Origin of the sequence: Alkalihalobacterium alkalinitrilicum (genome assembly GCF_002019605.1) — a bacterium.
GTDB classification, from domain to species: domain Bacteria; phylum Bacillota; class Bacilli; order Bacillales; family Bacillaceae_F; genus Alkalihalobacterium; species Alkalihalobacterium alkalinitrilicum.
On the sequence record NZ_KV917368.1, the window covers coordinates 1,209,787 to 1,223,492 of the forward strand.

Here is a 13,706-nt window from a genome sequence, read left to right on the forward strand (position 1 = left end):
AGGATATTAAGGGAGATGGTATATTCATGAACGCTTTCTCAAGTGTTTACATGCCAAGAGCAATCTTTTATGGACGCGAATCGCTTAAGATGGTTGGAAAAGAGGCGCATTCAAGAGGAACTCATGCTTTGATTATTAGTGATCAAATTATGGAAAGCCTCGGTTATGTTAACGACTGTATTACGCACTTAAAAGAATCGAATGTATCTTACACTACGTATCTAGATGTTAATACTGAACCTACTGATATTTTTGTAGAACAAGCTTTGGATCTACTAAAAGAAAAAGAATGTGACCTCGTGATTGCTTTAGGTGGTGGAAGCTGTATCGATACGGCTAAAGCAGTGGCAGTGCTCGCAACAAATGGTGGAGATATTAGTGAGTACATGGGTAATAAGAGGTTAGCAAGCGAAAATCCATTACCATTAATCGCCATTCCAACAACTGCTGGAACAGGATCTGAAGCTACAGATGTTACCGTAATCACCAATACGAAGAACGATGTAAAAATGATGATCAAGCAAACAGCATTCCTACCCGAAGTTGCGATTGTAGATCCGTTGCTCACGGTTTCTTCACCAAAAAAAGTAACGGCTGCAACAGGAGTAGATGCATTATGTCATGCGATCGAGGCGTTTATTTCTAGAAAGTCACACTCGTTCACGGACAATCTAGCTTTATCTGCCATTCAATTAATCTTTGAAAACATTCGCAGCGCTTATGAAAACGGCGATGACCTGGAAGCACGCGAGAAGATGGCATTAGCTTCTATGCAAGCAGGAGTCGCGTTTTCAAATGCTTCCGTTTGTTTAGTACATGGCATGTCAAGACCGATTGGTGCGTTGTTTCATGTTCCTCATGGCGTTTCTAATGCCATGTTATTACCAGCTGTATTAGAATACAGTAAGGAAGAATGCATTGATCGTCTTGCTCAAATCGGTGCTGTTATATCTCCAGATTTGAAAAGCATAGCAAAAGAAGAAATAGCGAATCACGTAGTCAACGAAGTTAAAAAATTATGTGTAGATTTAAATATCCCTAATATGAAACAGTGGGGAATAGACCAACAAGCCTTAGATAAAGTCGTTCAAAAAATGGCTAAAGATGCTATCGCGAGCGGAAGTCCAGCTAATAACCCAAAAGTACCTGAAGAGCACGAGATCGTCGAATTATATTATCGTTGCTTCGACTATAATATGAGTGAAGAATTAAATATCTCTTAATAAATTTATTAAAAAAGGTTGGAATCCTAGTGATTTCAACCTTTTTAACAGTTCGTATTGTTTCTTGATATCGATCCACATAACGATGACTATAGAATATCATTCAATTCAGTATCTGTATAAATTGAAATTAAGACTACCGCTTTCCCATCTCCTATGTTTTTTACGAAGTGTGGGACACTTGCATTCCAACTGAAAGAATCACCTTCTTCTACTATCACCGAATCCTCCCCTTGTTCTGCTAACACTTTTCCTTCTAATACCAAATGGCACTCTTCTCCCTCATGTGAATGGGGTTCCCCGATTGATGCTCCTGGTGGAAATTCAACGATCATCATTCTTAGTCCACCTTTTGAGGTCAAATGCTCAATTTTTAACTTATTAAATGATGAAACTTTTCTTCCATCTTTTCGGACGACACTCATGTGCTGTTTTTTTTCTAACAATAAGTAAGGTAAAGGAACTCCTAAAAATGTAGCAATTGTACTTAATGTACTAATAGATGGAGAAGTATTATTATTTTCTACGTTACTTATAAATCCTTTGGAAAGACCAGTTCCTTCGCACATTTGAGCAATGGTGATTTTTTTCCTATTTCGAATTGCACGAATTTTAGTACCAATATCCACTTAAACCACCTCTAGTGTTTTCTAATAAGAAACATATTTCTATATTAACAAAAACATTATTGACAATCTACATTTTTCATTGTTATCTTATAAGTAATAAATATTCCTATTAAGAAACAAACGTTTATTTTCTTTATAGTTTCTAAATAAGAATATTTACTTTAAGGCTTAGAGGAAACAAGTAAGATGAAGTGAACCCACATCGTGTGGTGGCATCAACTAACTTTCAATATAAAAATAATTGAGTTAATATATTTCTTGAAAAATTACAGCATAGATAACATACGGGGGGAATTTATTATGTTACCATCATTGTTTGTTGCTCACGGAGCACCGTTATTAGCTATTGAGAATAATGAGTATACTCAATTTTTACAGCATTTAGGTGTGACTTTACCGAAACCAAAAGCAGTTATTTTATTTTCAGCACACTGGGAGTCATTTACTCAAAAAGTAAGTGAAGTTGATGAGTTTGAAACGATCTATGATTTTGGTGGCTTTCCTGATGCTTTATATCAAATAAAATATCCAGCTAAAGGGGACGCTGCAGTCACAAAGGATATCGAAAAAGCTATCATCACACAAGGTGTAACTTATGAAGTGGATACAAGACGTGGTTTAGATCACGGGGCATGGGTAGTGCTTAAACTGCTTTATCCAAATGCCGATATTCCTGTCATTTCAATGTCTGTTAACCCTAACTTAACACCTGAAGAGCAATATCAAATCGGAAAATCATTAGCACAACTAAGAGAGAAAGATATATTAATCATTGGGAGTGGCGGAACTGTCCATAATCTTGGCGTCTTAAAATTTGGTAGTGATCACGGAACTGCCGATGAATGGGCACTTGATTTCGACCGATGGTTAGAGCGACATATTAATAATTGGGACATTCAATCATTATTTAAGTACAACACATTAGCACCAGCTGCTGAATATGCCGTGCCGCGATATGGAAATGAACATTTTATCCCACTTTTTTATGCAATGGGTGCTGCAGATCAAGAACGAACAGCAACATTATTACATCGTAGTTATCGATATGGAAACCTTAGTCACAGTGTGTGGCAATTTGGTGTATCGAAGTAAATGTAATGAAATATACTTTGAGCATAACTTCCATTTAGGGGTAATGCTTTCTTATACAAATCTAAACTCCATTAAAATATATTACATTACGATTGATAAAGGAGTCGTACTTATGATACAAACTAAGATTAACGAAAACGTTCTTACAGTGCTTAAAGATAAAATTCAATTAATAAAGATGGCTACAGGAGCCATCTATTTAGTAGGACCAATACAACTACCCGTTAATTTGTATGGTGAGACGATAACTTTCCAATGGTACTGTTGGTTGAAAACTGAGGAAGTAATCGAAGATTACGAGAGTTTGATTGAGAAACTATCCTCTACTAATTTAGCTGAATTTCAGCAATCAAGCGTACTATCATATGGTGAATTTTCATTTGCAGAAGAAGCTCTTATCCGCATGCATTCTATTTGCCATACGGGTGATATTTTTGGCAGTAAGCGATGTGATTGCGGCTATCAATTGAAACAATCTATGAAAATGATTGTCGAGCATGGAACGGGAGCAGTATTTTATTTAGCAAATCATGAAGGAAGAGGGATTGGCTTGTTTAGTAAAGCTATGGCCTACGCACTTCAAGAGAACGGCTATGATACAGTTGAAGCGAACGAGAAACTAGGCTTTGTTGATGACTCAAGAAATTATGATGATGCCATTCAAGTATTAAAGAAACTTCGAACAAAACCTGTTACCATTATGACAAACAACCCTAAAAAGGTAGAAGCTTTGAAAAACTCTGGTTTGAACGTTTCGGATCGAAAGCCTCTTTGGGGAGATGTTTCTGAGTTTAATGAAAACTATCTTAAGACTAAAATAAATCGTTCTGGTCACATAGGTGAAAGCTCAACTTGTCGAGTAAGAATTATCTAGATAGCTATCAGGCTATTAGTAATCTAGGGAAACAAACAGAAGTGCGATCTAGTGGTGAACTACTCACCACTTAGCTTGAAGAGGGGAGACTTCTTTCGGAAAAACGTTAAAGTTACTTGGTATCAACATTAGTAATAAATACAAATTGTAGAACAAGAAGAGAGCAAATAGGTACCGACCCCCGAAAGTTAGAGTAGAAAATCTAACTCTCGGGGGTGTTTTTATGGCCAAATATAGTGAAGCATTTAAAATAAAGCTTGTTACCGAGTATTTAAATGGAAATCTTGGATATAAGTCACTAGCGAAAAAATATAATATGCCCTCTCAAACACCAATACAAGATTGGGTAAGAGCCTATAAAATAAAAGGGATAGAGGGATTAAAGCGAAGAAAAATGAAAGGTGCCTACTCTGTTCAATTTAAAATGGATACGATACAATTTATGGTAGAGACAGGTGCTTCTTTTCAGGAAACTGCTGAACAATTTCGATTGAATAATCCTTCATTAATTCACCGTTGGATGAAAACATTTAATGAACAAGGGATAGAAGGCCTAAAACCAAGATTAAAGGGGCGATCTTCTATGTCTAAAAACACCAATAAACCAATGAAAAAAGAAGAGAAGAAGTTAACACGCGAAGAAGAACTGGAACGCGAGAATGAATTATTGCGACTAGAAAATGCTTACCTAAAAAAGTTGAAAGCTTTTCGAGAGAATCAGAATGCCTTCCACGAAAAGCACAAGCAAAGGTGGCATTCGAACTCAAAGAAGATGGATTCCGATTAAAAGATATTCTCCTTGTCGTGGGAATTCCAGAAGCAACCTACCACTATCATGTCGGGAACTTTGACAGAGAAGATTCGGACTCAGAATTTAAAAAAATCATTACGGAACTATTTAAAAAGTTTCATGAACGTTATGGTTATAAACGGATCACGAAAGAATTAAAGAAGTTAGGACATTCTATAAACCATAAAAAAGTGTATCGTATAATGCGTGAATTGGGGTTAAAGTGTGTGAAATTTATGAGGAAATCTCGTAAATACAATTCTTATAAGGGGAAGGTTGGAAGAATAGCGAAAAACAGATTATCCCGCCGCTTTAGCACACCTATCCCTCTACAAAAATTAGTAACCGACATTACAGAATTCAAATGTCTAGACGAAGAGAAGTTATATTTAAATCCGATTCTTGACCTTTATAACGGGGAAATTATTGCTTTTGAAATCAAGAAACGTCCCACGTTAGACCTTGTCATGGAGCCTTTAAAAGAAACAATAGAGATAATAAATAATCATGCAACTTATCGCACCACCATCCATTCCGATCAAGGCTGGCATTACCAGCACAGTCAATGGGTGAAGACATTAAAAGAAAATAAAGTATTCCAAAGCATGTCACGTAAAGCAACCTGCGCAGACAATGCTTCGATGGAGAATTTCTTTGGTATTTTAAAGCAAGAAATGTATTATGGGGAAGAATTAGTAAACTATGAAGAATTAAAAAGACGGATTGAAGAATATATCTACTGGTACAACCATGTACGATCAAAAGGAAAATTGGCTGGTTTAAGTCCAGTAGAATACCGAACTCAACCCAGCCAATCAGCTGCATAATAAAAACTCTAACTTTTAGGGGTAACCACCATACATTCGCTCTCTTCTTGTTCGTTTTATTCCGTTTTAATTTTTTCAATTTCATAAACAGAAATATTATTATGGAAAAATAACAATATGAAATGATACTATTAGGTGTTAAAGTAATATTTGTGTTCAGCAAATAGAAATTGATTTAAGGTCTAACCTCGTTACATAGTTGAGAGGGAAAGAAGAACAGACAGGAGGAAACATGAAAAAGCCAGTTGGATTATTATTAACTATAGCTATTATCGCCATTTCGTTTGCAGCGATCTTTGTCAAATGGTCCGAGGCGCCAGCTACGATATTAAGTATGTACCGTATGTATTTAGCATGCATATTATTGTTACCTATTGTTTGGATAAAAAGAAAACAGTTTTTCAATCTATCGAACAAAGATTGGTTGCTTTTAGCGATTGCTGGTAGTTTTTTAGGTTTACATTTTGCGTTATGGTTCGGTTCTTTGAAACTAACTACAGTAGCCAGTTCCACGATTATTTTGTCATTACAACCGATTGTGGCCTTGTTGGGCGCATTTTTCTTTTACAAAGAAAGAATGAATATGCTTCTACTATGGCCCATTGGAATTTCGATGATCGGTGTTGTTATGGTCGGCTGGGGAGATTTTGGCCATGGTAGTTTGTCAGCCATGATTGGAAATCTTTTATCGTTTTTAAGTGTGATTGCCGTCGTTGCGTATTTGTTAGTGGGGCAAAGCAAGGTGAAAGAAATTTCTCATTGGATCTATAGTTTTTCTGTATTTTTATTTGCTGGTATCGCCTTAACGATTTATAATCTTTTGGCGAGTGTTCCTATGTCGGGCTACGAAATGCGAGAATGGGGGATTTTTATATTATTAGCCATCGTACCCACGATTGCACATGTGATCTTTAATTTTTTATTAAATTATGTGAACACTACGACAATATCAATGAGTATTCTAGGAGAACCCGTTGGAGCTACGATTTTAGCCGTGCTTTTATTAGGGGAACGAGTAATCCCCTTACAAATATTTGGAGGGGTAATTGTTTTACTAGGTGTATCTTTATTTTTACATCAACAACATAATCTAGAGCGAATGAAATTGAAAACAAAAGTAGAAAAAAAAGAGATTATAGCTTAACGCTAAGAATCGTTAGAGCTTTCTATAAAAATAGATTAGTAATGGATTTCTATAGTTAACGAAGAGCGTAGTCTCTTATTCGTGTACACCTATTTGAATGCCTCCTATTCTGACTGTAGATAGGGGCTTTTTTTGTCCTCGAAAATGGAAAGTAGGGGATTATCGTATGAAATTATTAGAAGTATTGAAACATTATACATTATATAAAGGATCGACTTTTATTAGACGTTAATCAATTACACATTTATACACAAGATCGAATTGGTTTAGTTGGCCGTAATGGGAGTGGAAATACGATATTATTGCAAATCTATTTTTAAGCGATATAAATACATTAATTTTAGACGAAACAAATGTTGGAAAATTGAGATAAATACTGCTAGTTAGAGGTTATATATTATGATAGATAGAGAAATATTTGAATTTTTATTGTCTAGATTTCATCACCTCGTTGCAAAAGAGAACAGATGTTTGTATAATGGAGTTAGTGTTACATATTGATTTATAGTTGAATAAATGGCGAGATGTATTTTGAAATGTAGAACGATGCTCTATGAGCTTTCATGTTACTCAGTAATTATTATTTTTTTATTGGGGGGAGAAAACATGCCAAGAAAGCCTGGTATTACTGATGAATTCATCATAGAACTATACAAAAGTGAAATGCCATATAAAGAAATGGAACAACTTACAGGTCTATCGGATCGATCCATTCGTAATGTTTTATATAAACATAAGGTCAAAATGAATCGTGAACAATACTCAGGCCAACCTCGTAAACATAAAGTGAATGAAGATTTCTTTACCGTTTGGACACATGAGATGGCTTGGGTATTGGGTTTATTTATTACAGATGGTTGTGTACATCATCAATTGCATAGCATAACGTTCACTCAAAAAGATGAAAACATACTTCGGTTAATTGCAAACTATATGGAAGCAGACTACATATTGGCACCGATTGGGGCAACGAGAAAAACACCAACGTTAATCATCAATTCTTAAAAAATTAAAAATGATTTGGAAAAGTTAGGGGTTTCAGCAAATAAATCTCTAACCGTCCCATTTCCAGAAGTTCCAGAAGAATTTCTACCTTCATTTGTTCGTGGAGTTATTGATGGGGATGGTTGGGTCCAAAAGACTGGCTATGTAATGAATGTGACTTCAGGAAGTCTACTATTTTCAGAAGGTTTACTTTCCGTTTATCAATCATGGAATTTGCGATCGGAGATCACAAAATTTAGTATATCGCATCTGGGTTAAAGGTAAAGATAGTTTACCTAAACTTGCCGAAGTAATTTATAGGAATATACCTGAAAATTATCATTCATATAAAAAAGAATATATGATGTTACATGCAACTAAAATTAATCAGGAGGAATGATGAACATGTGGAAAAAAGCAAATGGAAATTTAATACATACTACAGATGTATCAAGGGTTAAATTTAGAACAAATATCAGTAAGACTATAATTGACCGATTAAACGCTTTAGCAAATGAGTATGACACTCATGCCAACTATTTAATAGAAAGCGGCTTACGTAACGTATTGTCTCACAATGTTATCACTTTTAATAAAGAATTAAGACCAAAAGATCGAGTTCAATATAAGACGACTTACGACGAAGAATTATTAACAGAAGTAAAAGAGTTTGCAAAGCGTCACCAATTATTTATTAATGATGTTATTGAATATAGTGTAGAATTCATCGATCTTGATAATATTAAGGATAGAAGTTATAGATATCGAATAGAGTAGATGTCTATATTTCCATTCTTTAACGCCCCCGACATAATATATATTATAAGAACTAAAAATTAAAAGAAAAAGATGGTCTCAAAACCCAAGTAAACTCATAATAGTGAGACGAAATTAAAATTTATTTAAATGGAGTTCAATAAAAAAATCAGCACCGCAATGATTTTAGGTGCTGAATTATATATTGTTTTATTTATTTTGCTTTTCTTCTTCAGAATTTACTTCTTCATACCAGTAATCTAAAACTTTGGCATCTAATACTTTGGATTGAACGTATTTAGCTTGTTTTTCTGTAAAAGCTTGACTCCAGTCTAAATCTAATTCGTTCGCTAGTTTAACAACTGTTAATAATTCTTGCCACGCTACATAGCGTTTGTACCAAAAGAATTGTGGTTGTTCGCTCATGTATGGATAAAGATCGTCAAATTCAGTGTGTTTACAGTCAATTGTTCGTTCAAATTGCACTTTTGCTGTTTCAATTTTCTGAATAAAGAAATTAGAAAGTTCCTGCTTAACCATATTTATCACCTACATATATTATTTTTTATTGACTTAACTTTGTAATAAAACCTGACTATACTATTACTCTATCATAAAGCCCTACTACTATCTAGTGACTACTTTTACTAGTTTACATAATATTATTATGGAAACTTCGTGATTTCCTTATAATTTCAGATTTCTCGTGTTAATTTTGCTATAAGTTGTCGGTTATTTATATTACATCTACTTTTCAACCCCACATTCTTTCGTGATTTGCGTATTAGAAATTGAACAAAAAAAATGATGAGTGATACTACTCATCATTTTTTTGTTCAGTACTGACAATTTTCCATATTCGGTTGACTTCCCCATCGGTTGTGCTATCTAAAACAAACGATCCATTACTATATCGGTCATTCGGTCGTAGGTGAGCAACTTCAACAAATGCTTTTGCATTGTTTTTTGTTGCTAAAATGATTTGTTCATTGTTTACTACTTTTTCTAAACCGACAATTCGATGTGGTTGATTTTTTAACTCTCTTAACAAAACGAGTCCGCGTTTTGCTCTTGTTGATTTATCAAATTCAGTAATTGCTATCTTTTTAACGGCTCCACGTTGAGTCGCGACGAAGAAAAATACTTTTACATCCAATGTAAAGGTATGTCCATTTATTACGAAGTCATCTTGTTTTAAGTTAATTCCTTTAACCCCTGCTGCACGTTGGCCGACAATATTAATTTCTTTTTCTGTAAACCATAAACCGTATCCTTGATTTGTTCCTAGAAATACTTCCGAAGACCCTTGTGTTAAGTGTACATTTACAACTTCATCATCATCTTTAAGCTTCACAGCGACTAATGGCTTAGTAAAGCGTTGTGCTTTATAAAGGGACAACTGACTTCGTTTGACCATTCCGTTCTTCGTAATAAATAATAAATACTCTTCCTCGCTAAACTCTTTAATGACCATCGAATGAAGTATTTCATCCTCACGATCTAATCCAGTAACGAGGTTGGCGACATGCTGTCCGTTATCTTTCCAGCGGATGTCTGGGAGTTGATGCACTGGTAAATGCAAATAGTTTCCTAGCTTTGTGAAAATGAGAAGAGTATCAACTGTATTCGTGTTGAAAAAGCCTATCACATAATCTTCATCCTTCATTCCTGGTGGTTCGCTATTAGATGCAGCGTATGAACGAAGGCTTGTGCGTTTGACATACCCTTCTTTTGTAACGGTAACCATTACATCTTCAGCTGGAACGAGAACTTCGAGGTCGATTTTGATTTCCTCAACGTCTTTTTTAATGACTGTTCTTCGTTCATCTGCAAATGTTTCTTTGATTTGCAGTAAATCTTTTTTTATGACAGCAATTAGTTTTGCTTCACTATTAAGGATGGCTTCTAATCGTTTGATTAATTTAGTTAATTCGTCTGCTTCCTTTTGTAGTGTTGTTATATCTGTATTTGTTAAACGATATAGTTGTAACGTAACAATTGCTTCTGCCTGTGGCTCAGTAAATTCAAAGCGTTCAATAAGATTATCCTTTGCATCTCTCTTATCTTTTGAAGAACGGATCGTTGCGATCACTTCGTCTAAGATTGAAATCGCCTTTATGAGACCTTCAACAATATGAGCTCTTTCCTTTGCTTTCCGTAATTCATATTTGGACCTACGTGTAATCACTTCTTTTTGATGACTAATATACGCTTGCAACATTTCTTTTAGCCCGAGTAATCGTGGGCGTTTATTATGAATGGCAACCATGTTAAAGCTGTACGTTATTTGTAGGTCTGTGTTTTTAAATAAATAGTTTAAAATTGCCTCAGCACTAGCATCTTTTTTCAATTCCACGACGATACGTAGTCCTGTTCGATCGGTTTCATCGCGTACTTCCGCCATTCCGTCTACTTTTTTGTCAAAACGAAGCTCGTCCATTTTCTTTACGAGGTTTGCTTTAATGATCTCGTATGGAATTTCTGTTATGACAATTTGTTGGCGTCCGCCTTTTAGCTCTTCTATTTCCGTTTTTGCTCGAAGTACGACCTTTCCTTTACCTGTTTGATACGCTTGTTTTATTCCGTCTAGACCTTGAGCGATACCTCCTGTAGGAAAGTCTGGGCCCTTTATATACTTCATTAAGTTCTCTAAGCTAGCTAGTGGGTTTTCCATCAAATGGATTGTGCCATCAATAACTTCACCTAGGTGATGCGGTGGAATGTCTGTGGCATAACCAGCAGAAATCCCAGTTGAACCGTTTACGAGTAAATTAGGAAACTTTGATGGTAAAACAACTGGCTCTTCCTGTGAGTCGTCAAAGTTTGAAATAAAATCAACTGTTTCTTTATCAATATCTCGTAATAGTTCTGAGGCAATTGATGATAACCTAGCTTCTGTATAACGCATCGCAGCGGGTGGATCACCATCAATTGAACCATTGTTCCCGTGCATCTCAACAAGTAGATTTCGAAGCTTCCAGTCTTGACTCATCCGGATCATTGCATCGTACACTGACGTATCACCGTGTGGATGATAGTTACCGATAACGTTTCCGACTGTTTTTGCAGCCTTTCGGAATGGCTTGTCTGCTAGGTTTCCTTCGCGATACATCGCATATAAAATTCTCCGTTGTACGGGTTTTAAACCATCACGCACATCTGGCAGCGCACGATCTTGGATAATGTATTTACTATAGCGACCGAAGCGATCGCCAATAACTTCTTCTAGTGGTAGGTCTAGGTAGCGCTCTGTTTGTGCCAAGTTAATCCTCCTTCGTCACCATAATATTCTCATTTTCTAGAATATTCGTTTCTTCTTCTAACCCGAATGCAACATGAGATTCAATCCACTTTCTGCGTGGTTCAACTTTATCTCCCATTAATGTCGATACACGTTTTTCTGCGCGAGCAATATCATCAATCTTTACTCGAATAAGCGTTCGTGTATCAGGGTCCATTGTTGTTTCCCACAACTGAGTAGCGTTCATCTCACCAAGACCTTTGTAACGCTGAATGGTATAACCTTTACCGATCTTTTTGATCGCTTGTTGCAATTCGCTTTCATCCCAAGCATATTCAAGGACTTCTTTTTTACCTGTCCCTTTGCTTACTTTGTAAAGTGGTGGAAGTGCAATATACACTTTTCCTGCTTCAATGAGCGGCTTCATATAGCGATAAAAGAAGGTTAACAAAAGCACTTGAATATGAGCACCGTCTGTATCGGCATCTGTCATAATGACGACTTTATCATAGTTAATATCTTCAATAGAGAAGTCAGCGCCGACTCCAGCTCCAATAGCGTGAATAATCGTGCGGATTTCTTCATTTTTCATGATGTCGTCTAACTTTGCTTTTTCTGTGTTAATAACTTTTCCTCGAAGTGGTAGGATGGCTTGGAATTTACGGTCTCGTCCTTGTTTAGCAGAACCTCCTGCAGAATCTCCCTCGACTAAGTACAGTTCATTGCGGCTCGGGTTTTTTGATTGAGCAGGTGTTAATTTCCCGCTAAGGAGAACGTCTTTTTTCTTACTTTTCTTTCCGCTTCGAGCTTCTTCGCGTGCTTTTCGTGCCGCTTCACGTGCTTGAGAAGCTTTTATTGATTTTTTAATTAGCATCGTACTTAAATCAGGATTTTCTTCAAAGAAATAAGCGAGCTTTTCTGAAACAATGGCATCAACGGCCGATCGGGCATCTGGTGTTCCTAATTTCCCTTTTGTTTGGCCTTCAAATTGGAGTTTCTCTTCAGGTACTCGAACTGAAATAATCGCAGTAAATCCTTCCCGAATATCCGAACCGTCTAAATTTTTGTCGCGATCTTTCAATAATTTCGCTTTTCTTGCATACTCATTAAACGCACGAGTCATCGCTGTTTTTGCCCCAGCTTCATGCGTTCCACCGTCTTTTGTTCGCACGTTGTTAACGAAAGATAACACGTTTTCGGTATAGGCGTCATTAAATTGGAAGGCAAACTCGATGTCGATCTCATTTTGTTCACCATTAAAAAAGAAAACAGGCATTAACGTTTCTTTATCCTCATTTAAATATTCTACAAACGCTTGAATTCCATTTTCATAGTGGAAAGTTTCCGTTGCTTCTTTATCTTTACGTTCATCAACTAACTCTATTTTCAGCCCTTTGAGCAAGAAGGCTGCTTCTCTCAATCGCTCAGTTAACGTCTCAAAATTGAATGTCGTTACACTGAACATGGAAGTGTCTGGTTTAAAGTGGATTTTGGTTCCTGTTTTCTTTGTTGTACCGACTTTTTCTAATGTCGTAACAGGCTTTCCTCCGTGCTCAAAGCGTTGACGATAGATCTTTCCATCTCGTTTAATTTCGACAACTAGCCATTCAGACAATGCATTTACAACAGATGCACCTACCCCATGAAGTCCTCCGCTGGTTGCATAACCACCCTGGCCAAACTTTCCTCCAGCATGTAAAACAGTAAGAATGACTTCAGGTGTCGGTTTGCCCAGTTTATGCATCCCCGTAGGCATTCCGCGACCATCATCAGTAACGCTAATCGAGTTATCTTTATGTATCGTAACTTTTATATAATCACCGTAGCCAGCTAATGCTTCGTCTACTGCGTTATCTAGAATTTCATAAACTAAATGGTGTAATCCGCGACTGTCAGTACTACCAATGTACATTCCAGGGCGTTTACGGACGGCTTCTAAGCCTTCTAGTACCTGTATGGCATCATCATTGTATTCTAATTTCTGTTTAGTCGCCAAATTGAAAGCTCCTTTCCCACGCTCATATTCATTTTTTTCTTTGTCTATAGAATAGAACTATAACCTAAAACAAGGAAAAAATCTAATTTCCCTTTAACAATATATCATAAAAGAACATCTGTTTCTTTCTATATTTTGTACTTACCTTCG

General features: G+C 36.2%; 13 protein-coding genes. 9 read left to right on the forward strand and 4 right to left on the reverse strand.

The window, feature by feature from the left end:
- The first annotated feature begins 26 nt into the window (after nt 1–26).
- Nucleotides 27–1,223 (forward strand): iron-containing alcohol dehydrogenase, encoded by a 1,197-nt coding sequence (locus BK574_RS05725; RefSeq protein ID WP_078427883.1) that lies wholly within the window; start codon nt 27–29, stop codon nt 1,221–1,223.
- A gap of 89 nt (nt 1,224–1,312) precedes the next feature.
- Here the strand turns inward: BK574_RS05725 and BK574_RS05730 are convergent, their stop codons facing one another.
- On the reverse strand, nt 1,313–1,852 hold the full coding sequence (locus BK574_RS05730) for a helix-turn-helix domain-containing protein (RefSeq protein WP_078427884.1): 540 nt from the start codon (nt 1,850–1,852) through the stop codon (nt 1,313–1,315).
- 300 nt (nt 1,853–2,152) lie between these two features.
- Between BK574_RS05730 and BK574_RS05735 the strand changes: the two genes are divergently transcribed.
- The 8 genes from BK574_RS05735 to BK574_RS05765 all read left to right on the forward strand — a co-directional run bounded on the left by BK574_RS05735 (nt 2,153) and on the right by BK574_RS05765 (nt 8,340).
- The gene (locus BK574_RS05735) at nt 2,153–2,944 is read left to right on the forward strand and encodes a dioxygenase family protein (RefSeq protein WP_078427885.1); all 792 of its coding nucleotides are present in this window, start codon (nt 2,153–2,155) and stop codon (nt 2,942–2,944) included.
- A 112-nt stretch (nt 2,945–3,056) separates the two neighbouring features.
- On the forward strand, nt 3,057–3,818 hold the full coding sequence (locus BK574_RS05740; protein ID WP_078427886.1) for a GTP cyclohydrolase II: 762 nt from the start codon (nt 3,057–3,059) through the stop codon (nt 3,816–3,818).
- Nucleotides 3,819–4,041: 223 nt separating this feature from the next.
- On the forward strand, nt 4,042–4,605 hold the full coding sequence (locus BK574_RS05745; protein WP_075387519.1) for a helix-turn-helix domain-containing protein: 564 nt from the start codon (nt 4,042–4,044) through the stop codon (nt 4,603–4,605).
- A complete protein-coding gene (locus BK574_RS05750; RefSeq protein ID WP_078427887.1) occupies nt 4,569–5,435 on the forward strand; it encodes an IS3 family transposase in 867 nt (288 codons plus the stop codon). The genes BK574_RS05745 and BK574_RS05750 overlap by 37 nt, the downstream gene beginning before the upstream one ends.
- A 232-nt stretch (nt 5,436–5,667) precedes the next feature.
- Entirely contained in the window at nt 5,668–6,579 is a 912-nt protein-coding gene (locus tag BK574_RS05755; RefSeq protein WP_078427888.1) for a DMT family transporter, read from the forward strand.
- Nucleotides 6,580–7,185: 606 nt separating this feature from the next.
- A complete protein-coding gene (locus BK574_RS05760; protein ID WP_078427889.1) occupies nt 7,186–7,584 on the forward strand; it encodes an LAGLIDADG family homing endonuclease in 399 nt (132 codons plus the stop codon).
- 15 nt (nt 7,585–7,599) lie between these two features.
- Nucleotides 7,600–7,842, forward strand: coding sequence for a hypothetical protein (locus tag BK574_RS26905; protein WP_142247910.1), 243 nt, complete (start codon nt 7,600–7,602; stop codon nt 7,840–7,842).
- Nucleotides 7,843–7,968: 126 nt separating this feature from the next.
- Entirely contained in the window at nt 7,969–8,340 is a 372-nt protein-coding gene (locus BK574_RS05765) for an rRNA methyltransferase (protein ID WP_078427890.1), read from the forward strand.
- A gap of 189 nt (nt 8,341–8,529) precedes the next feature.
- Here BK574_RS05765 and BK574_RS05770 read toward each other — a convergent pair whose 3' ends face one another.
- From BK574_RS05770 to parE, 3 genes are all read right to left on the reverse strand, one after another.
- Nucleotides 8,530–8,859, reverse strand: coding sequence for a hypothetical protein (locus BK574_RS05770; protein WP_180320579.1), 330 nt, complete (start codon nt 8,857–8,859; stop codon nt 8,530–8,532).
- A 277-nt stretch (nt 8,860–9,136) separates the two neighbouring features.
- Nucleotides 9,137–11,581 (reverse strand): DNA topoisomerase IV subunit A, encoded by a 2,445-nt coding sequence (parC, locus tag BK574_RS05775; protein WP_078427892.1) that lies wholly within the window; start codon nt 11,579–11,581, stop codon nt 9,137–9,139.
- A gap of 1 nt (nt 11,582) precedes the next feature.
- Nucleotides 11,583–13,556, reverse strand: a complete 1,974-nt coding sequence (gene parE / locus BK574_RS05780; RefSeq protein WP_078427893.1) for a DNA topoisomerase IV subunit B — start codon at nt 13,554–13,556, stop codon at nt 11,583–11,585.
- Between the last annotated feature and the right edge of the window lie 150 nt (nt 13,557–13,706).